Source organism: Variovorax sp. 160MFSha2.1 (assembly GCF_048305075.1).
GTDB classification, from domain to species: Bacteria; Pseudomonadota; Gammaproteobacteria; order Burkholderiales; family Burkholderiaceae_C; genus Variovorax; species Variovorax guangxiensis.
The window spans coordinates 303,451-324,231 of sequence record NZ_CP157625.1 but is presented as its reverse complement, the minus strand read 5'-3'; the positions used below and the strand labels follow the sequence as shown (position 1 = coordinate 324,231).

At 65.3% G+C, this 20,781-nt stretch carries 19 protein-coding genes; 15 read left to right on the top strand and 4 right to left on the bottom strand.

Features of this window, described 5'->3' with window-relative positions:
- Positions 1–263: 263 nt before the first annotated feature.
- Both pabB and ABL838_RS33010 read left to right on the top strand, forming a co-directional pair.
- Entirely contained in the window at positions 264–2,405 is a 2,142-nt protein-coding gene (pabB, locus tag ABL838_RS33015) for an aminodeoxychorismate synthase component I (protein WP_418125971.1), read from the top strand.
- Between the two features lie 31 nt (positions 2,406–2,436).
- Complete coding sequence (locus ABL838_RS33010; RefSeq protein ID WP_418125970.1) at positions 2,437–3,261, top strand: DMT family transporter; 825 nt, start codon at positions 2,437–2,439, stop codon at positions 3,259–3,261.
- Positions 3,262–3,339: 78 nt separating this feature from the next.
- On the opposite strand, the gene ABL838_RS33005 is transcribed toward ABL838_RS33010, so the two are convergent.
- Positions 3,340–3,912 (bottom strand): helix-turn-helix domain-containing protein, encoded by a 573-nt coding sequence (locus ABL838_RS33005; RefSeq protein ID WP_418126549.1) that lies wholly within the window; start codon positions 3,910–3,912, stop codon positions 3,340–3,342.
- A 471-nt stretch (positions 3,913–4,383) separates the two neighbouring features.
- Here ABL838_RS33005 and ABL838_RS33000 point away from each other — a divergent pair, with 471 nt between their 5' ends.
- Positions 4,384–4,968 carry an acyl-homoserine-lactone synthase gene (locus tag ABL838_RS33000; RefSeq protein ID WP_418125969.1) on the top strand — a complete coding sequence of 195 codons (585 nt, stop codon included), beginning with the start codon at positions 4,384–4,386 and terminating at the stop codon, positions 4,966–4,968.
- A 50-nt stretch (positions 4,969–5,018) separates the two neighbouring features.
- Here ABL838_RS33000 and ABL838_RS32995 read toward each other — a convergent pair whose 3' ends face one another.
- Positions 5,019–5,729, bottom strand: a complete 711-nt coding sequence (locus ABL838_RS32995; RefSeq protein WP_184642318.1) for an autoinducer binding domain-containing protein — start codon at positions 5,727–5,729, stop codon at positions 5,019–5,021.
- Positions 5,730–5,975: 246 nt separating this feature from the next.
- Here ABL838_RS32995 and ABL838_RS32990 point away from each other — a divergent pair, with 246 nt between their 5' ends.
- Positions 5,976–6,968 (top strand): GlxA family transcriptional regulator, encoded by a 993-nt coding sequence (locus ABL838_RS32990; protein WP_418125968.1) that lies wholly within the window; start codon positions 5,976–5,978, stop codon positions 6,966–6,968.
- A 31-nt stretch (positions 6,969–6,999) separates the two neighbouring features.
- Here ABL838_RS32990 and ABL838_RS32985 read toward each other — a convergent pair whose 3' ends face one another.
- Entirely contained in the window at positions 7,000–7,950 is a 951-nt protein-coding gene (locus ABL838_RS32985) for a ParB/RepB/Spo0J family partition protein (protein ID WP_418125967.1), read from the bottom strand.
- The gene (locus ABL838_RS32980; RefSeq protein ID WP_418125965.1) at positions 7,904–8,710 is read right to left on the bottom strand and encodes a ParA family protein; all 807 of its coding nucleotides are present in this window, start codon (positions 8,708–8,710) and stop codon (positions 7,904–7,906) included. Before ABL838_RS32980 ends, ABL838_RS32985 begins: the two co-directional genes overlap by 47 nt.
- 157 nt (positions 8,711–8,867) lie before the next feature.
- Here ABL838_RS32980 and ABL838_RS32975 point away from each other — a divergent pair, with 157 nt between their 5' ends.
- The 11 genes from ABL838_RS32975 (at position 8,868) to ABL838_RS32925 (ending at position 20,761) form a co-directional block, all read left to right on the top strand.
- Complete coding sequence (locus ABL838_RS32975; protein ID WP_418125963.1) at positions 8,868–9,413, top strand: hypothetical protein; 546 nt, start codon at positions 8,868–8,870, stop codon at positions 9,411–9,413.
- Positions 9,410–9,787 carry a TrbC/VirB2 family protein gene (locus ABL838_RS32970; protein ID WP_418125962.1) on the top strand — a complete coding sequence of 126 codons (378 nt, stop codon included), beginning with the start codon at positions 9,410–9,412 and terminating at the stop codon, positions 9,785–9,787. The genes ABL838_RS32975 and ABL838_RS32970 overlap by 4 nt, the downstream gene beginning before the upstream one ends.
- 11 nt (positions 9,788–9,798) lie before the next feature.
- The gene (locus ABL838_RS32965; RefSeq protein ID WP_418125961.1) at positions 9,799–10,164 is read left to right on the top strand and encodes a type IV secretion system protein VirB3; all 366 of its coding nucleotides are present in this window, start codon (positions 9,799–9,801) and stop codon (positions 10,162–10,164) included.
- 23 nt (positions 10,165–10,187) lie between these two features.
- Complete coding sequence (locus ABL838_RS32960) at positions 10,188–12,695, top strand: VirB4 family type IV secretion/conjugal transfer ATPase (RefSeq protein WP_418125960.1); 2,508 nt, start codon at positions 10,188–10,190, stop codon at positions 12,693–12,695.
- A complete protein-coding gene (virB5, locus tag ABL838_RS32955; protein ID WP_418125959.1) occupies positions 12,688–13,425 on the top strand; it encodes a P-type DNA transfer protein VirB5 in 738 nt (245 codons plus the stop codon). The genes ABL838_RS32960 and virB5 overlap by 8 nt, the downstream gene beginning before the upstream one ends.
- Positions 13,426–13,696: 271 nt before the next feature.
- The gene (locus tag ABL838_RS32950; RefSeq protein ID WP_418125958.1) at positions 13,697–14,749 is read left to right on the top strand and encodes a type IV secretion system protein; all 1,053 of its coding nucleotides are present in this window, start codon (positions 13,697–13,699) and stop codon (positions 14,747–14,749) included.
- A gap of 153 nt (positions 14,750–14,902) precedes the next feature.
- Complete coding sequence (locus ABL838_RS32945) at positions 14,903–15,625, top strand: virB8 family protein (protein WP_418125957.1); 723 nt, start codon at positions 14,903–14,905, stop codon at positions 15,623–15,625.
- A complete protein-coding gene (locus ABL838_RS32940; protein WP_418125956.1) occupies positions 15,622–16,452 on the top strand; it encodes a TrbG/VirB9 family P-type conjugative transfer protein in 831 nt (276 codons plus the stop codon). Before ABL838_RS32945 ends, ABL838_RS32940 begins: the two co-directional genes overlap by 4 nt.
- A complete protein-coding gene (virB10, locus tag ABL838_RS32935; RefSeq protein WP_418125955.1) occupies positions 16,449–17,774 on the top strand; it encodes a type IV secretion system protein VirB10 in 1,326 nt (441 codons plus the stop codon). The genes ABL838_RS32940 and virB10 overlap by 4 nt, the downstream gene beginning before the upstream one ends.
- Entirely contained in the window at positions 17,743–18,891 is a 1,149-nt protein-coding gene (virB11, locus tag ABL838_RS32930; protein WP_418125954.1) for a P-type DNA transfer ATPase VirB11, read from the top strand. Before virB10 ends, virB11 begins: the two co-directional genes overlap by 32 nt.
- Positions 18,857–20,761, top strand: coding sequence for a type IV secretory system conjugative DNA transfer family protein (locus tag ABL838_RS32925; protein WP_418125953.1), 1,905 nt, complete (start codon positions 18,857–18,859; stop codon positions 20,759–20,761). Before virB11 ends, ABL838_RS32925 begins: the two co-directional genes overlap by 35 nt.
- The last annotated feature ends 20 nt before the right edge of the window (positions 20,762–20,781 follow it).

Below are 20,781 nucleotides of genomic sequence, written 5' to 3'. Positions count from 1 at the left end.
CGGCCCTGGACGCGATCAGGCTCACCGGCGAGGTGAGCACGATGGCGGGCGCGCTTCCCGGAACGCCCGGCGAATGGACCGCCCCTCGTGTGCCTCCAGGCACCGCAGCCGCGAGATTCGTGGTTCTGCGCTGTCGCGGTCACCCCTTTCCTGAGCGCGTACTTCGCACATGGTCTTCTCTGAGGCAACTGACACATTGCGCAGTGGCTATCCACCTCCGGTTCGTCAACGATGCAAGTGCGGCCACGCGTCCAGGAGTCCCCATGCGCACCCTCTTGATCGACAACCACGACTCGTTCACCTACAACCTGTATCAGTACCTGGCCGCCTGCAACGCCGAGCCGCCCGTCGTCGTCCGTAACGATGAAATGAGTTGGGACGAGGTCGAGCGCATGCCGTTCGACAACATCGTGATCTCGCCAGGCCCCGGGCGTCCGCAGCGCCCCGCAGATCTGGGCATATCGGCGGATGCGCTGCGGCGCTCCCGCAAGCCCGTCCTCGGCGTCTGCCTGGGCCACCAGGCCATCGCCCACCATTGCGGAGCTCTCGTCGATCTGGCCGTACGGCCCATGCACGGACGCCTGGACCGCATCTCGCACACCCAGCGCGACCTTTTTCTCGGCATCCCCGACCGCTTCGAGGCCGTGCGCTACCACTCGCTCGCGGTCACGCAACTGCCAGCCTCCCTGGAGCCGCTCGCCTGGACGTCTGACGGAACCCTGATGGCGCTACGCCATGTCTCGCGCCCCTGGTGGGGCGTGCAGTTCCACCCGGAGTCGATCTGCACGGAGTTCGGCGCAAGGCTGCTGCGCAATTTCAGGGAATTGACGCAGAAATGGCATGCGCAAGCGTCGTGGCGCGAGGCCCAGGATCGCCTCGGACCGTCGCTGCGGCTCGAGGGGCCACAGGCGCTCACACTCCACGCAGAATGCCTGGACACTGCGGTCGATGCCGAAACCGTCTTCGCGGCCGCGTTCGCCCGCAGCGACAGCGCTTTCTGGTTGGACAGCAGCCTTGCCGAAGTCGGGAGGGCACGTTTTTCCTTCATGGGTGATGCGAGTGGTCCTCGCGCCCTGGAACTGACCTACCGCACGGCGCCGCGCGAGCTGCTGGTACGCCGCGGCGACATCGGCCAGGTACGCGCAGAAAGCATCTTCGACTACCTGCGCGACCACATTCCCGGCCAGCAACCCGCCGGGCCGCGGCTGCCTTTCGAATTCGCCGGCGGCTTCGTGGGGTATTTCGGCTACGAGCTCAAGCGGGAGCTGGATGGCGCGCTGATGCACGACGCCGACACGCCGGACGCGATGTGGATCCTCGCCGACCGCTTCCTTGCCTTCGACCATGCCGAGCAGCAGGTCTGGATCGCCTCTCTGGACGACGCGGTCCTGGGCGACAAGAACCGACGTTGGATGCAAGCCATGCGCGAATGCATCGAAAGCCCCCAACCCCCGAACGGCGGCGCAAGCGCGGATGCGGCCCGCGATCTGCAATCGCTGCAATGGCGCATGGACCTGAGCGCCTACCGCGATCTCATTCTTCGTTGCCAGCACGAGATCCTGCAGGGCGAGACCTACGAGGTCTGTCTCACGAACCAACTGGTCGGCGAGGGGCGCATCGATCTCTTCCATGTCTACCGGGCTCTGCGCAAGCACAACCCCGCCCCTTATGCAGCCTACCTGCGCATGGGAGGGCATGCCGTGCTGTGCGCCTCCCCCGAGCTCTTCCTGCATGTATCGGCCGATCGGTCCGTGGAATCCAAGCCCATCAAGGGCACCGCAGCACGCGGAGCCACATCGGACGAAGACCTGGAGATCGCCGAGGCGATGGCCGCCGACGAAAAGACGCGCGCGGAGAACCTCATGATCGTCGACCTGCTGCGAAACGACCTCAACCGGGTGTGCGAGATCGACAGCGTCCACGTGCCCAGCCTGTTCGCGGTGGAAACCTACGCAACGGTGCACCAACTGGTCAGCACCATCCGCGGCCGGCTGCGTCCGGACCTCGGGGCCGTGGACTGCGTGCGCGCAACCTTCCCGGGAGGTTCGATGACCGGTGCCCCCAAGGTGCGCACGATGAAGATCCTGGATGAACTCGAGGGCGCGGCGCGCGGCATCTACTCGGGCAGCATCGGCTATCTGTCGCTCAACGGCGCAGCCCAGCTCAACATCGTGATCCGTACCCTCGTGGCTGCCAACGGCCGGATTTCCATCGGCGCCGGGGGTGCCATCGTTGCGATGTCCGACCCGGATGCCGAGGTCGAGGAGATCGTCCTGAAGGCACAGTCCCTCTGGGACGTGCTCAAGCGCTGCGGGGCACCGCTCGGGCCGAGGCCGGGAACGACGGCACAGACGGCGCCCATGCAAGACCCGCCGTCGCCCCCGTCCTCTGCCTGCAATGGCTAGCGCACCTGCCAACCGCCGAGGGATCGCCCTCATGCTGGTGGCAATGGGCTGCTATGTGCTCAACGACGTTTTCGTCAAACTGTCTGCGCAGCAGCTGCCTCCTGGCCAGGTTCTCGCCGTGCGCGGCTTCTTCGCCAGCCTCTTCGCCGTGGCCCTTGCTTGGGGAGCGCGCACCCGTTGGCGGACAGCGTTGTGCCCACTCGTCGGGGCGCGCTGCGGGCTCGAGATCGCGACCGCGCTCACCTCCGTGCTTGCCCTGTCGCTGGCGCCTCTTGCCACGGTCAGCACGCTCATGATGACTGCGCCGCTCATGATTGCGGTCACTGCCATGGCTTTGCATTGGGAGCCGTGGCAGAGCAGCCGGCTTGTGGCAGCCGCCGTTGGCTTCGTGGGGGTCCTGCTGGTGATCCAGCCATCCGCGAGGCCCGATGTCGCAGGCAGCGGCCACGCGTGCGCCGTGCTGTGTGCCGCCTCGCTGGCCGCGCGCGACCTGGTGACGCGTCGAATCCCGGGTGCGATCCCCTCGGTGGTCATCACCGCCGCGGCGACGCTCGCCGCGTGCCTGGCCGGTGTGTTCCTGGGCCTCACCGAGCACTGGAAGGCGCTTGCACGGCATGAGATCACCGCCCTGGCCGCCGCCGCCAGCTGCGCAACGCTCGGCAGCTACGCACTGGTCGCCGCCTGCCGCGATGTTGATCTGTCCGTTGTGACGCCCTTTCGCTACAGCTTCATCGTCTGGGCCTTGCTACTGGGCTACGTGATCTGGGCAGACGTGCCGGCCCCCTCTGCAGCACTCGGGCTCATCCTGATCATCGCGGCAGGGGCCTTCACCATCCGGTCGACGCGTCGATCATGAGCACATGATCAACCGGGCGCCGCATGGAGGCCACCACGCGCGCGCGGTCGACGCCAGTGGCCGGCCAGTCCGCTGCGCTCAATCGCGCAACGAGAAGACAGCGCTCAGGCAGACGACCGGGCTTTCGGCGACGCCGTCAACCCCGTGCGGTGCACCAGCCTCGAAAAGCAGCGAATCCCCCGGTCCGACCTCCACCACCTTCGTGCCATAGCGATAGCTCAATCGCCCCGAGAGCACGTAGAGGAACGTGAGCCCTGGGTGCTGCGACGATGTATCGGGCCGTGCGCCTTGCGCCAGGTGCATCAGATAGGGCTCGACGGCTAGCTCTCGGGACTGCAGCCGCCCGAGCAACTCGTAGCCGTAGCCTTCCATCGCGCCGGCGCAGTCCACGCGCAAGCCCTGGCCGGCCGGCACGTGGCTGAAGTCGGCCCTGCCGGAACTCTCGGAAAAAAAGCGGGAGACAGCCACCCCCAGTCCGCTGGCGATGCGCTCCAGTGTCTCCACCGAGGGGGAGACCAGGCCACGTTCGACGCGCGACAGCATGGAGGCCGAGAGGCCGGTGTGCTGCGCGAGTTGCCCGCCCGACACACCGGACGCGATGCGAAGCGCCTTGATCTGTGCTCCGATGCGCGAAGCGCAGAGACTTCGCACCGGCGTCGCTGGCGCGCGCGGCGCTGTGACCGATGCGGGGAGCCTGAGCCGTCGGACCGAAGGAAACGGGGATGCGATTTGCTTGTGCGCCACGTGCTCAGCCCCTTGCCGAAGCGCGCGGTGCCGCCACCGCCGTGCGCGCGGCGGAATCTGCCACGCGACCAGGGCGTCGCCGATGACTGACGAGACAGAAGCTGAAAGGAGGCACGGCCAAGCTCGAGAGAAAGGAAAGAGTCTTCCCGGGACCGCTCCCTAGATCAACCATTGCGCACGGCGTCATTTCGCCAACAGCTCTTGAGATGGTCAGCCCAGCTGCTGCCTGCGATTCGTCCGATTGGCTTGCGTCGTGTGCAAGATGCTCGGACACCTCGAAGGGGCGAATACCCGTCGCCGCCCCTGTCAACTCTGTCAGTGTCCTCGCGCTTCTCATCAAGCTGTAATCCGGCCTCGTTCGTCGAGAGGAAACATGCCATGGAGTTCATCGCAGGAACCGTCGATTCATTCTCCGCCGGGCTTTTGTTCGACATGGCGCGCTACCGACACCAGGTCTTCGTCGAGAAGCTGGGCTGGCAGCTGCATACGCGTGCGCGGTTCGAACTGGACGAGTTCGATCGGAAGGACACCATCTACCTGATCGCGCGCAATCCGAAAGGTGAGATCGTCGGGACCAGCCGCCTGCTTCCCACGCATCGGCCCTACCTGCTGGCCACCGTTTTCCCCCAGTTGCTTGGCGACATCCCGGCACCCTGCTCGCCCCAGATATGGGAGCTGTCGCGATTCGCAGTGGTCGACGGCACACATTTCGGAGGCAACGAGGTTCCCGGCGAGCCTTCGCTTGCGCTGGACATGCTGGGCGTGGCGATGCAGGTGGTTGCCGGCGAGGGCGGACAGCGACTGGTCAGTGTCTCGCCCATGGGCATCGAGCGCATCCTTCGCCGGGCTGGCCTGTACGTGCACCGGATGGCGACGCCGATGCTGGTGGAGGGCCAGTACCTGTTCGCCTGCTTCATCGACGTGGATGGCGCGTGGCGCCCGCACCGGATTTCCTCGAGCTAGGCAGCCCCATACCAGAGGCGCCATCCCACGTCCCGGTCAATGACCTTCGCTCAGTTCAAGAGCCCGAGGCGCGCGGAGAGCGCCACGGCCGAGTTCTTGTTGTTGGCGTGCAGCCTGGCGATGGCGTTGCGCAGGTGATAGTTGACCGTCGACTTCGACATGCCCAGGATGACGGCAATCTCCGCGCTCGTCTTGCCGTCGGCCGTCCAGCGCAACACCTCCAGCTGCCGCCTTGTGAGCGGCTCGATTCCAGCGAGGGGACTGCCACCCAGATGATCCATGAGCGCATGGTGAGCGGTGTTCACCAGCCATTGAAGCCAGGGGTCCTTGGCACGCATCTCGGCGGCCGTGAGCGGCTCGCTCGAACGCGCCAGCGACAGCATGCCGATGCGCGCGTCGGGTTCAAAGACGGACTGTGCCCAACCGATGCAAAGACCGAAGGAGCGGGCCTCGTCCCACATCTGCGGCGTTCTGCGGAAAACCTGATCGCTCCAGATCACGGGTGCCGCGCTGCGCACCCCATGGGCGATCGTGGGATCGATCTGCAGATAGCCCGCTTCCAGATACCGGTGGTTCCAGCGCGCGTCGTAGGTGCTGAGCATCCGGGTCTTGGGTCGGGTGAATGGCAGGAAGGTGCGCAATCCGTAGGCACATTGCTCGAAGCCGAGGTGTCTTGCCGCCGCGCTGACCTGCTCGAGCACTTGGGACGGCTCGCTTGCTTCAAGCAAATGACCAAGTACCTCTTGTGTCCAGTCGTTCATCAGATGCTCTTCCCACCTCGCCGTCACCCCCAGTTCGACCATTGGCGCATGGGTGCTCTCCCACGGGCCGTGAGGGTGACGGGCAGACAGTCTAGAAGCGCCGCGAGCTCCTGAGGCGGCAAATGACCACCATTTCTGCCAATCTGGCGGACTCTGACTTCACCAGGCGATGAGGTTCAGCGTGGGTTCAGGAAGATGGTTCGAACTGCGACTCTGTTCCCAACATGAAAACAATGGTCTCACGCAATGCACAAGGTATGGCTCCTGCTGCTGCCCGGATTCCCTCTCGTCGACGTCAGCAGCATGCTGGCGGTCTTCGAAGCGGCCAATGCCGCGCACGAACGTGAAGACCGCGAAAGCGCTTACGAGGTGCATCTGGCCTCCGTCTCGGGAGGTCCCGTCCTCAGCTCCAGTGGCGTGCCGCTGTCCACGAATGCCTTGCCGCCCCAGCTCGTGGGTCGCGCGAACACGCTCGTCGTGACCCGCAGGCCGGAGCTCTTGCCGGCTACCAGCGAGGCAGCGAATGCGTTGGGCCTGAATGCCTGGCTCATGAGCAGCCGAGGGCACCTGGTGCGTTGTGCCGTCCTGGAAACCGGATCCCCATCGCCACCCGGGCCGGATATTGGCGTTGCGCCGCGGCAAAGGGCCCCTGTGGTGCGGGCTTCATTGCAGGTGCGCGAAAGGGCGGCTTCTTTCGCCGAGCGCATCGCCACACACGGGTGGCCGAGCATCGAGCCGGGTCAGGGGCTAGACCTGGCCCTGTCATGGCTCGCAGAAGACTGGGGAGAAGCCTTCGCGAACACGCTCGCTTCGAACCTGCCCTATCCGCGCAGCCAACGCTACGGCGCGAAGCGCTATCGCAGTCCATTGATCGAGCAACCCTCGGACGACGCCCGGCTCATCGCACTGCATCGGTGGATCGCGATGCATCTGCGCGAGGACCTCAGCATTCAGCGGCTGGCCAAGCAGATCCACATGTCCACGCGCTCATTCGCGCGCTTTTATGTGCGCGCGACTGGGCTCACGCCGGGATGCGGCGTCCAGCAGATCCGTCTCGATTCGGCCTGCCGACTGATCGAAACGAGCACACGCCCTCTGAAGGCCGTTGCCGCGCAATGCGGCTATGGGTCCCAGGAAGTGATGCGCAGAGCCTTTGTGCGCGGCCTGAAAATGACGCCCCGTGAATACCGGCGCCTTCACGCCGTTTCGACAACAACGAGCGCCCTACCGTCCTCGTAGCCGGCAGCAGCGAGACAGGACGGCCGCGTCGCTATTCCTCCGTCGCCCAGCACACCGGCCGCAGATTCGCCAGGGGAACCAGGCTGTGCTGGCCATCACCGAAGCGAACCTCGCCAACGTTGCCATCTTGGGCCTTGAGGCGCAGGGCTCCGCGTCGCCCATCGTGCTCCACCACCAAGACCGTGTGGCCACCGCTGACCACCTTGGTTGGCGCGCGCATGTCCACCGACGCTGTCGTCGACCCAGGGGAACTTCTTGGCGCTGGAGGCGGAAGCCCAGCAGCCATCGCTTCAAGGACGGCCCGACTGATCGGCTCACCTTCCGCCAGAAGTGCTTGAACCGCCTCCGGCCGGTCGCGCGCGACCCCTACCAGCCGATACAGCAACCGCACATCCCCACCGATACGTCCTTCCTGCACCGCTCGGCGCAGGTCCTGCGGTGCCTCGCAGAGCTTTGCAACCTCGGTGATGAAAGAGCGCGGCTTGCCCAGCCGGCGTGCGATCTCTGCGCGCGAATGCCCTTCCCTCTCCCGCTCCATGATGAAAGTGGACAGATCGAACGGCGACATGTCCTCGCGATGCAGGTTCTCGGATGCCTGGGCGAATGGATCGACGCGCTCGTCCAAGAAAGCAGGAATGACGCTCAGACCGGCCCGGCGTGCGGCACGCACCCTGCGCTCCCCTCGATTGACGATGTAGCAGTTCGCCTGCCCCGGATGCGATCGAAGAGACACCGGCTCCAGCACGCCGTGCAGTCGAATCGACTCGGCGAGCTCCGCAAGCCCCTCATCCCGCATGGCACGACGCGGTTGGGCAGGATCGAACTCGATGCTGTCCAGCATCACGTGCAGCGGCGCGCCCGCCGCGGTATGGACGGCAGCCGCCTGCGCCAGCAGGTCGGTTGCCCTGAACTGGCACAGCGCACTCAGATCCAGGCTACCGCCCACATTCACCTCCCGTCCCTGCCCGTACGACTTCGCCATCCCCCTCGACGCGCTGCTGCAGCAACTCGAACGCCTGCATCACCTCGGTGCTCGCCGCGCGGGCTGCGCTCTTCGGCAACTGCCACACCGGGAGCCCCTCGGCCAGCGATTCCGGAATCGCCGACCGAATCGAGATACGAGCAGGAATGACGAATTCGCGGAAGTTCAAGGCCAGCTCCTGCATCGCAGATTTCTGCCGCAGCGAATGCGGGTTGAACCGGTTCAGCACGATGCCAGCCAGCCGCAGCCGCGGGTTGTAGCGCTGCCTGACGCCGAAGATCGTCTTGAGCATGTCAGTGACACCGTCGATGCTGTATTCCTCCAGCTCGATCGGACAGACTGCGGCTGTCGCGGCGATCAGTGCCGCGCTCATGCGCAAACCGAGCGCCGGCGGTGTGTCGATCACGACCGTGTCGAAGTCCCGCGCCAAGCAGATCACTTGCCTGCGGAATGCGGGAATCACCACCTCCGGCCTCGCGAGTTCGACATCGGCCAGTTGCTTGCAGCCTGCCATCGTCGCGATCGCGATGGCTTGCCCGCTGGGCATCTCGACCGAGGTCTCTGCCTCCCCGAACAAAGCGATCGCCCCGGTGCCGGTTGCGAACCGGCTTAGCGACTTCGAGCTGTTGCCCTGCGCATCGAGATCGATCAGGCACACGGATTGACGACGGATCTCGGCCAGCCAGTATGCGTACAGAACGGCCAGTGTCGACTTGCCGACACCGCCCTTCTGATTGCCGAAGACGACCACATGGCCCATGGCTTGTTCCTCGCGACTCGTGCCCGCGCTGGGGTCGATCGCGCGAATCTAGCGCCCGGACTCGCTGCACCGCCACTGATAAAAGAGTCAGTGGACACGCGCGCAGTCACGGGTAGACAGTGCGGCCATGCACGCAAGGAATGCTCACCGCATCGGCATGACACTGGAAGGCGGACGAGCCGCCTGCCTCTTGCTGAGCGCCTTCGTGGGACAGGTTGCCTTCGCAAGCGACCTGTCCGCGCAGTCCCGCCCCGCCTCGGCGCAAGCGATCGCTGCGGCCGGACAGGAAACTCGCGACCAGGAACGCATCGACATTCTTCGCCAGGAGCTGAAGAAATCCGAGGAGCAGCTTGAAAGCCTCGCCCGCCGCAGGGCAGAGCGCCTGGCCTTGTCCGACATGCAGGCCGTCCGCGAGGCCGACGAACAGCATGCCCGTCTGCTCGGTGACATCGCAGCCCTCCAGCGAGAGACAGCCTCGGCACTCCGCGATGCCGGGCGTGCGTTGCCGACGAAACCCATCGTCGCCCCAGGCAGGCATCGCGCGATCGCGGGCTGGACCGAAGCACCACGCCCCTGGTGGGATGTCTACGGCAACGACCACGGCAGCAAGCGCCCTGTGATGCCCGCTGAGGCCGCCGCGCCGGAGCAGGACGCCCGAGTCGCTCCTGCTCTTCCCCTCCCATCCGCCGGAGCAACCCCATGACCGCCTACCTGATCCACAGGGCGAAACCCCTCACCTGCTCCGGGAGCATCGCCGCGCCGGAACATCCAAGCCCCTTGCATGCAAGGGATCGCCGTCCCGGCCGCGCCGCGCTGCTGCTGGTTGTGGTGCTCGCAGCGAGTCTCCCTGCGATCGCCTTCGGAGGCAGCCCCTTCGCCACCGGCGCGAACGCCACGCAGCAGCAACTGGTGGCGATCCTGACGCCGCTGGCAGCGGTCGCCGTGATGGTTTCCGGGGCGATGGCCTGGTTCGGACGCCTGAGCTGGTGGTGGATGGTCGCCGTGGTGATCGGCACCGTGCTGGTTTTCGGGGGGCCGCAGATCGTGTCCTGGATCCGGGGCCTGTTCGGGGTCTGAGGAGATCGACCATGAGCCGCAGCCAAGGCATCGTCGCCGATCCGCTGTTCGTGGGGATGACCCGGCCCCCGATGGTCTGCGGTGTGACCTACGCGGCCATGATGTTCAACATCGTCGTCACGACCGAATCCTTCATCGTGACAACGAATCTTGCCTGGCTCCTGGCCTTCGTGCCGATCCACGGGATGCTCTACCTGGTGTGCCTGTACGAGCCCAGGTTCTTCGATCTGCTGCACCTGTGGGGGCGCACGCGCCTGCGGGCGCTGCTGGTTGGCAACCTGCGGTTCTGGCGTGCCAGCTCCTACAGCCCGCTGGGCGTGGATCTTCCGGACCACCGCGGCCGCCGGCGCTCAAGCTGTGCCGACGTCGTCGTCTAGGCGTCCAGTCCGGGGTGTACGCCATGCCACTGCTCTCCCGATCCGAGAAGACCCTGCGCCGCGAGCTCCGAGCGGCAGCCATGATCCCGCTCGTGGCCCATGTGGACGAGCATGTGGCCCGGGCAAGTGCAGGCGACTATGTCCAGACCTTGCGGCTGGCCGGCGCCTCCTTCGAGAGCGCGGACGACGAGGACATCAACAACTGGCACGAACGGCTCAATGTCCTGCTGCGCAACATCGCCTCCCCCAACCTGGCGCTGTGGACCCACGTGATCCGGCGCCGCGAGATGACCTGCCCGCAGGGCCGGACGGTGCCCGGTTTCGCCCGCGAGGTGGAACAGCGCTACCGCCAGAAGATGGCCCGCGAGCGGCTCATGGTCAACGAGCTGTACCTGTCGCTGGTCTTCCGGCCGCAACCCACGCACATCGGCAGCGCTGCGCTGCGCGTTCTCAGGCGCACGGATCCGGCAGGCGCACGAATGGAACTGGACGATGCCCTCGATGCCTGCGGCAAGCTGCGCCAGGAATTGCTTGCAGCCCTGGAGCGCTATGACCCCGAGGTACTGGGCATCTACCGGTTGCCGGAGAAGGACGCGCTTTTTTCCTCACTGCTTGAGTTCCACGGCCTGTTGGTCAACGGGGAGTGGCGGCGCATGCCCTTGCCTCGCACCGCACTGAATGAAGTCCTGGCCACCACCCGCCCCTTCTTCGGCAACGAGGCCATGGAGTACCGCATGGATACGCGCACCCGCATCGGCGCTTTCCTGGGAATCAAGGAATATCCGACGCCCACCGCGCCCGGGATGTTGAGCGCCCTGCTGACAGCCCCTTTCCCGTTCGTCCTGACCCAGAGTTTCACCTTCCTCGCCAAGGGCACCGCCACCGACATGATGAGCCGGCAGCACCACCGCATGGCGGCCGCGGGGGATTTGGCGGTCTCGCAGGCCGAAGAACTCGAGGATGCACTCGACGACCTGATGAGCAACCGGTTCGTGGTGGGCGACCACCATTTCAGCCTTCATGTGCTGTCCGACAGCGACGACACCCTCGGCGAATCAGCACCGACCCACAGGCTGAAGCAGCTCAACGACAGCGTGGCGCGGGCCCGTTACCTGCTCGGCGACACCGGCATGGTGGTGGCCAGGGAGGACCTGGCGCTGGAGGCGGCCTTCTGGGCCCAATTGCCGGGAAATTTCACCTACCGCAGCCGCAAGGCTCCCATCACCAGCCGCAACTTCGCGGCCATGTCGCCCTTCCACAATTTCCCCACCGGCCGCGCGACAGGCAACTACTGGGGCGACGCGCTGACCATGTTCATGACCAGGGCCGGCTCTCCCTACTATTTCTCGCTGCACACCAGCGATCCGCGCAGTCCGGAAGGCGGCAGCCGGCGGGACGTCGGGCACATCACGGCCCTGGGGCCGGTCGGCTCCGGCCGAACCACCCTGCTGGGCTTTTGCATGGTCGCCATCTGCAACCGCCTCGATGCCACCCAGATCATCTTCGACAAGGACGAGGGACTGCATATCCTCGTGCGGGCGCTCGGCGGCCAGTATCTGCCGCTGAAGAACGGTGCGCCCACCGGCTGCAATCCGCTTCAGCTGGACGACACCGTCCCCGACAACCTCGAGTTCATGCGGCACTGGCTCAGGCGCCTTGTCATGCGCTCACCGCACGATCTCCTGACGGTGCGCCAGGAGGACGACCTCGAGCAGGCCCTGCGCGGGACTCTCGAGCTTGCCAGGCCCTTCAGACGGCTGTCCCGGCTCGCGGCCTTCCTCGACATCACGGACCCGGAAGGCGTGCACGCGCGCCTTCGCAAGTGGTGTGCCTCGGAGCGCGGGGACTACGCCTGGGTCTTCGACAACGACCGCGACGAAGTGGCGTCCCTGCTGGCTCGTCACGCCCTGATCGGCTTCGACGTGACCGATTTCCTCGACAACGAGACAGTCCGGGCACCACTGACCATGTACCTCTTCCATCTGGTCCATCACATGGTGGACGGTCGTCCCCTGGTGTGCTGGATGGACGAGTTCGCCAAGCTCCTCAGCGACCCGGCCTTCGCGCAGTTCGCCAAGAACGGGCTGGAGACCTGGCGCAAGAAGAACGCGAACATCGCCACCTTCACCCAGAGCACCAGCCACGTGCTCGGGTCCAGCATCGCCCGGACCATTGTCGAGCAGACGCCGACCAAGATCCTGTTTCCCAACCCGGATGCCGACTACGACGAATACACCCGTGGTTTCAACCTGACGGACCGCGAGTTCGCGCTCATCAAGCAGGAGCTCGAGCCCGGCTCACGCCAGTTCCTGATCAAGCAGAACCATGCGAGCGTGGTCGCACAGCTCGATCTGCGAGGCTTCGACGAAGCCTTGCACGTCATCTCCGGACGCACCGGCAACGTCCGTCTCATGCGCGAGCTCATCGAAAGGCACGGCCCTCATCCCGATCGATGGCTGCCTCCTTTCCGTGCGGCCCTGGCCGGCAACCCTGCAAGTTCAACCCCGCCCCGGGAGGTCTCCCATGCGTAGGCGTCTTCTCCTTGCTCTTCTTTTTGCCGCAACAGCATTCATGGCATCTCCGGGGGCGAAAGCCGGCATCCCGGTGATCGACGTCACGGCCGTCGCCAACCTGATGCAGCAGATCATGTACTGGCAGCAGCAGATCTCCTCCATGCAGAAACACTACGACCAGCTGAAGGCTTCAAAGGATCAACTGGCCCAGACCTACGGCGCCATGACGGGCACACGAGGCATGGAGCAGTTGCTGCCGATCCCGGAGCTCGCGCGCAACTACCTGCCGCCCAGCTACGGCGAGCTGATGAGCACACTCAACGGCTCGACGACCGGCTATGCCGGGCTGGCGAACCACGTGCAGTCGATCATGAGAGCGAACAGCGTCCTCTCCGGAACGCAGATGAACGCGCTCAGCCCCGAACTGCGCCAAATCGTCGAGCAAGGTCGACAGTCCGCAGCCCTGCTCAACGGGATGACCCAAAGCGCGTATCAAAACACCAGCCAGCGCTTCTCGGCATTGCAGCAACTGATCAACCGCATCGCCACCGCGCAGGACCCCAAGGCCATCCAGGATCTTCAGGCGCGGATCCAGGCCGAACAAAGCATGCTCACCAATGAGCAGACGAAGCTGCAGAGCCTCTATCAGGTCGCTCAATCGGAAGAGCTCATGCGCAAACAGCGCATCCGGGAGCAGTCCGCCTCGGACATCGGCTCCACGAGGTCTCTTTCCACCGTCACCTACTAGTGCTGCAGGGCCGATCCATGCGGAAACCAAACTCACTCCTCGTCGCGATCATCGTGGCTACAACGGCAGGAATCGGGGCGCATCAATTCGGTCAACATCGGTCTGCGGAGACGGCACCGCCAGCACACGCAGGGCCAGCCATTTCCCGAGCGCCATCATCGAAACCGTTTGATGGCGACCTGATCAGACGAAAGTCAGAAGGAATCAGCAACACGCGCGAGCTGAAGCCGGTCCTCGTACCAGAGGCTGTTGCTCAGTAGTGAGATTGATCATGGGCTTCTTTGCGCAATTCTTCTCGTGGCTCGACGGCCAGCTTGCTAACTACGTTGGTTTGCACTCGACGCGGGTCGCGTCCGCCATCGAGCCTGCGGCCGTGACGCTTGCGACCATCTACGTGATGATCTGGGGCTGCCTCAGCCTCGCCGGGCGAATCCAAGAGCCCATCTGGGAGGGCGTCAAACGCATCCTCACCATCGCAATCGTTCTGGGCGTAGGCCTTCGTTTGTGGACCTACAACCAGGTCATCACGGATACGTTCTATCGCGCGCCCGAGCAGCTGGCGGCATCTGCCGTTGGGGAGCCAACCGTCGTGAATGTGATTGATCAGGTCTGGCTTGACGGAACGTCAGTTGCCGAGCAGCTTCTCAATAAAGGGAGCGTGTTTGATCGCGACTTCGCGTTCTACATCGCAGGCTTCCTGGTCTATCTGCTGGTCGGCCTGACTGTGGTCGTCACGGCATTCATGCTCGGTCTCTCGAAGGTGGCCGTTGCGGTCCTGCTCGCCCTGGGTCCGATCTTCATTGTCCTGCTCTTCTTTGACGCCACCCGGCGATTCTTCGAATCCTGGACCGCTCAGTTGGCGAACTACGCGCTCGTCGGCGTGCTCACTGTACTTGCCGCCGCGTTGCTTCTCAACATTGTGAAAGCCTACGCGGCCAGTGCCGCGGCAGCAGGTGCCGGAATCACCATCGCAGCCAGTGCGCGAGTCTGCATCGCCTCAGCGTTGGTCTTCCTGGTGATGCGCCAAGTCATGCCGATCGCGGCCGGGCTTGCGAGCGGTGTCGCGCTGAGTACCTACGGGGTCATCAGCGGCGCGCTTCAATGGGGGCTCGGCACCACGAAGCGAACCAGCAACGAATTCGGCCGTGGCGTACTCGACGGCCTGCGGCGAGAACCAGGCGGACGATGGGATTCACTGCGCCGCCTGGCGGGGAATCGCGCCGGCGCTGGCATCGCTTCCATCGGTCAGATCGGAGCATCGCGCCGCGGCGGAACTGTTGTTCCCAGGGAGCGAGTCATGCCGGGCTCACTTCGCGGTCGCTAGCCGTGGAGCACGCAATGAAGCCCTCCATCGCATTTGTCCTGTTGACCGTACTCCTGACGGCATGTGGCACCCACCCACCCCGGCCGCCGCAATGCGAAGGCCCGCTCACGCCGATCAACGCGCCCGTCGGTGCGCTTCGCTCGGGAGCCGCCAATGTCCCATGACACCGCGCCGCGGACCTACCTGCTCGAGGCCCAGAGCTGGGAACTGGATCGCGCGCGTAGAGCAGAACGCTCTATCAGAGTCGCCTGGATCGTTGCCGCCGTGGCGGCTGTCATCGCAGTCCTCGCGGTCGTTGCCGTCGGGGGCCTCACGCCCCTGAAGCAACCCGTCCCCGTTCTGATCCGAGTCGACAGCAGCAGCGGGATCGTCGACATCGTTCCGACCTACGAAGGAACAGCCGACATCGAGCCGTTGGTGACCCGCAACCTCCTGCAGAACTATGTGCTCGCGCGCGAGCGCTACTTCTCCGGCACCGCGGAGGCGGACTACGAACTGGTCGCCTCCCAGAACTCGCCGCGACTGAACCAGGAATGGGCGAACCTGTGGGCCGTCGACAACCCGGTCTCACCACTGAACGTCTACAAGGATGGGACCTCCATTCGCACGCAAGTTCGCTCGATCACCTTCCTGAAGCTGGACAGCGGCAAGGACCGCCTGGCGCAGGTACGCTTCACCCGCCTCATGCGGCCGGGCGGCACGGGGGAAGAGCAGTCCAGTCACTGGGTTTCCACGATCGAGTTCGCCTATGTACGCCCGTCGAAGGACAACAAGACGCGCTCGCTCAATCCCTTGGGCTTCCGTGTCGTGGAGTACCGACGCGAGCCCGAGGTCACCGCAACGGACGTGGCATCCGGCAGGCAGGATGGACGATGACGCCCCAAGGCGCACAGCGCGCGATCGGCTTTGCGGTGAGCCTGGTGTTCGCCGCGCCCTTCGTCACGGCTGCCACCGTACCTCCGGCCGGGAAGGTCGACGCACGGGTGCGGGTGGTCGCCTACAACGCCAACGATGTCGTCACACTGCAGGGCTACGTCGGCTACCAGATCCACCTGCAGTTCGCTGAGGGCGAGGAGTTCGTGAACCTGGGCTCGGGCGACAACGGCGCCTTCGACGTCGGCACCGAGCGCAATCACTTCTTCATCAAGCCCAAGGAGTCGCACGCCTCCACCAACTTCACCGTGCTGACCAACCGTCGGGTTTACCACTTCGACTACGCCGTCTCCACGACGGCGCCCGCCGGCGCGGCCACCAGGCGGATGATCTATTCGGTGCGCTTCGTCTATCCGGAAGACGACGCACGCGCGGCGGCAGCGGCTCGGGAACATCGCCGCGCCGAGACCCGCTTGGAACGGGAGGCGGCCGACCGGCCGCGCAACACGGACTACTGGTTTTGCGGCAGCGATTCGCTCAGGCCTGTGAGCGTCTATGACGACGGCGTGCACACCCGGCTGCGTTTCCAGGCGCGCTCGGAATTCCCGGCGCTCTTCGTTCAGAACGACGACGGATCCGAATCGCTGCTGAACTTCCATGTCGAAGAAGACGAGGTCGTCGTCCACCGCGTCGCGCGTCGCCTGGTGGCGCGCCGGGGCATGCTGGTCGGCTGCATCGTCAATCGATCCTTCGCCGGCGGTGGCGCACGCGCGCCGAATCACACCACCGCCCCCAGCGTACAGCGTGTCATCACGGGAGACGGTCCATGACCGATCCAGAACGCTTCCCCCACAACGCCCGGATCGAGCCTTCGAAGGAATCCACAGTGCCTGATGTCGACCCGGACACCGGGGAGATCCTGTCATCACGACGTGCCTCGAGTTCACAGCGCGAGCCTTCTTCTTCAACCGAAGGAAATGCGGCGATCCCGGGCGAGCGCACCATCCCCTCGGTCAATCGCGAGCGCTCCATCCAATCCCGGGTCAGCGGATCCCTGGCGCTGGCCACAATCATCCTTCTGGGTGCTGGATTCCTTTTCTGGTACTACAGCACGCAGTACGCCAGAACAAAGGATGCCGAAGAGACCGCGCAAAAGACGAACGCGGCCCGCGCTGACGGAGAGATGAAAGTGCCGCCGCTGGGCCGCTTGGCCCTTCCCGGGGCGCCGCCAGGCCCGGCGCCGGTGGCCGTCAACCCGTCCGCACCACCGTCGGCAACACCTCCCAACGCGGGACCACCACCAAAGACGCCCGAGCAGATCGCTCTGGAGCGCCAATTGGGCCTCCCTGTGCTGCGACGCGCCCAGTCGCTATCGCAAGGAGCAGCCCTGACATCTCAGGCATCGGCAGAGCCGGCGATGGCGTCCAGTGGCGTTCCGGGGATGGCGCAGTTGATCGGGGCGTTGCAGGCGCCTCAGGCTGTCTCGGCAGCGACCGGGAGCGGTGGCCTCGCCACCAGCCTTCGCTCCACCTCCACCCCGGCGGTTGCAGCCCAGATGCTTCCCACGCGGCGAATGCTGCTGCCCAGGGGGGCTTTCATCGATTGCACTCTGGAAACAGCCATCGACTCGACCTACGAAGGCATGACCACCTGCATCGGCAGCAGCGACATCTACGGTGCGGACGGGAAGGTCGTCCTGCTGGAGCGCGGCACGAAGTACGTCGGCGAGCAGCGTGGCGTTCCGCGCCAGGGACAGGGCCGGGTCTTCGTCGTGTGGAACGAAGCCCGCACGCCTGCTGGCGTGGTGGTTCAGTTGGCCTCACCTGGCACGGATGAGCTGGGACGCAACGGCCTCCCGGGATTCGTCGACACCCATTTCTGGGATCGTTTCGGTGCTGCGATCCTGATCTCGGTGATCGACGGCACGATGCAGGCCATCACCGCCCACCAGCAGCGCGGTCCCCGTCTCGGCAGCGGCGTGGTGCTGGCGCCTCAGGGCAACCGGGACGTCATCACGGAGGTGCTGCGCAACACCATCGCGATCCCGCCCACGGTCATCAAGAACCAGGGCGAGCGGATCCAGATCCTGGTCGCCCGCGACATGGACTTCAGGAGCGTCTATGCGCTTCGAGCGACCCCCACCACACCTTGACCGGGAGTGCGGCGGCGCCGCACAAAACGGGCAAGCGGCGCGTGAGTCCGCGCTGACCGCGGCATCCGCGGAGACGCCCTCCTCCCTCGCCCTCTTCCTGGGCCCGCTCGACCGTCTCCTTGGCGATCCCGAAGTCACCGAGATCTGCATCAACGAGCCCGGTGTGGCCTTCGTGGAACGACAATCGGGCTGGACCCGCGAGGCACTGCCGTTCGCCAGCTTCGACTGGTGCATGGCTATCGCCAAGCTTGTGGCCAACTTCACCAGGCAGCGTGTCTCGGCGAACGAGCCCCTGTTGTCTGCAACCCTGCCAGGTGGCGAGCGAATCCAGGTCGTGCTGCCGCCCGCAACGCTGGAGCGGACAGTTTCGATCACTGTGCGCCGTCCGTCCAACGCCCTCTGGACGCTCGAAGACCTGGAGGGCATGCAGATCTTCGCGCCGACACGCTGTATTCCCGCGACGCTGGAGAGGCAATCGGACGCCACAGCCCGATCTGGCGAAGACAGGGAACTGGCGGCCCTTCTCGCGCGCATGCAGTTCGCACCGTTCCTGCGCCGCGCCGTCCAACTGCGCAAGAACATTCTCCTGTCCGGTGCAACCGGGTCCGGCAAGACGACCGTCAGCAAGGCACTGATTCTCGAGGTGCCTGCCGAGGACCGCCTCATCACCATCGAGGATGTCAAGGAGCTTTCGCTGCGCAACCAGCCGAACCATGTGAGGCTCTTCTATTCGCAGGGCGCCCAGGGGCAGGCCGAAGTCACGCCCGGCCAGTTGCTGGCCAGCGCAAAGCGACAGCGACCCGACCGGGTGTTCGTGTCCGAGTTGCGTACGGGCGAGGAGGTCTACGACTACCTGGTGTCCGTGAACACCGGCCACCCGGGCTCCATCACCAGCGTGCACGCGGACAGCGCCGAACTGGCCTTCGTGGCGCTGGCGCAGCTCATGAAGCGCAGCCAGGCGGGCCATGGCATGAGCACCCGCGAGGGCGTGGAGCTGGCGCAGATGAGCGTGGACATCGTCGTGCAATGCGCGAGAGACCGCCAGGACGGCCGGCAGCGGCGCATCGTGCGGGAGATCTGGTATGACCCTGGCACCAAGCTCCGAGCGTTGGCCTAGCCCGTTCAGGATTGCGGTCGCGCTGCTGGTTGCGGCGGCGGTCGGCCTGTATGTCTCGGCCCATGTCTTTCTGATGGCTTTGGGACTGCCGACACAGGAAGCCCCGTTGCTCACGCTTCACCGCTACTGGAGGGCCCACGGCGAGCGGCCTGATGTGCGGCGTACGCTGATCATGGCGTTGGCTGGCTCTCAGGCACTGGCGCTGGGCTTGGTGGGTGTGGCGATGTGCCCCAAGCGCCGGCCCTTGCACGGGAATGCGCGCTTCGCCACCCGGCGCGAGATCGGACAGGCGGGCCTTCTCAAGGAGAACGGCATCATTCTCGGGCGCCTGGGGCATCGCTACCTGGTCCTGCCCGGCCAGCAGGGCGTCGAACTCGAGGCGCCACCGCGCAGCGGCAAAGGCGTCGGCGTCGTGATTCCCAACCTGCTGAACTGGCCCGGCTCCGCCATCGTGAGCGACATCAAAGGCGAGAATTTCATGCGCACGGCGGGTTTTCGAACCGCGCACGGCCAGCAGGTGCATCTGTTCGACCCCCTGTCGGAACGCGAGTGCTCGGCGCGCTGGAATCCACTCGGCTATGTGTCCGAATCGCCCTACCGCTGCATCGATGACTTGCAGCGCATCGGGACGATGCTTTTTCCCGACCCGTTCGCCGGCGATCCGTTCTGGACCTCGTCGGCCCGCTCCTTGTTCCTGGGCATCGCCCTCTATCTCTTCGAGACCGAGGGCGCGACTCGGACCCTGGGCGAGGTGCTGCGTCAAGGGATGGCCAGCGATGCCGAGGGCTTCCAGAAGCACTGGAAGCGCGTGATCGAGGCATGCGAGCGTGCCGGCTACCCCTTGTCGCAGGAGGCGGTGCGAAGCCTCTACGACGTGATCGACCTGGCACCGACCACAGCATCCAGCATCCGCAAGACCTTCACCAGCCGTCTGGACCTGTGGCTCAACCCGATGATCGATGCCGCGACCTCGGCCAACGACTTCGATCTGCGGGATCTGCGCAAGCGAGCGATCTCGATCTACGTGCAGATCAATCCCGACAACATGGCCCGGCTGCAGCCTCTGCTCAATCTCTTCTTCCAGCAGGCCATCGGCTTGCAGACACGGGAACTCCCCGAGGCCAACCCAGAGCTTCGTCTGCAGCTCTTGCTGATGCTCGATGAGTTCCCCGCCCTCGGTCGCATTCCCGTCATCGCCGAATCCACGGCTTTCCTGCCCGGCTACAACGTGCGCACCGTCGTCATCGTGCAGTCCGGCTCGCAGCTGATCGAGAAATACGGCAGCGAGGGCGCGAAGTCGATCCGCAAGATGCTGGCCGCGCGCATCGTGTTCCCGCCCAAGGAATACGAGGATGCGGAAGCGATCTCGCGCGAACTGGGAACATGTACCGTTCGCCAGAAGACCGTGAGCAGGCCGATGTGGGGCGGCACCGACGGTCCAGGCAGGGCGTCGACGGTCAGCATCAGCGAACAGGCACGTCGCCTGCTCCTGCCCCAGGAGGTCAAGGAACTGGGACCGGATCGGATGATCCTGTTCTACGAAGGCCTGCGCCCGGTGCTCGCGCGCCGCATCTTCTATTTCCGCGACAGGTTCTTTGCCGCGCGCGAGCTGCCGCCGCCATCGGTCCCGAAGCTGGACGTGGGCCAACACGGCCAGCTCGCCACACCCGCCTGCGCGGCCCCGGCCGATGCCGAACAGGGAACAACCGACAGGCGTGTCCAACCCTTTACCAGCCACACAACAGGTGGCGACCTGAATCTGGACGACTTCTCCTTCGACTTCGGAGATGTGGTGATCCCCGCCGAGCAGCTCAGCGACGGGGAACTCCGGCGCCACGCCGATGAGTTCATGGCGCGAATCCTGGACTGACGGACAACCTCACGCTCGCA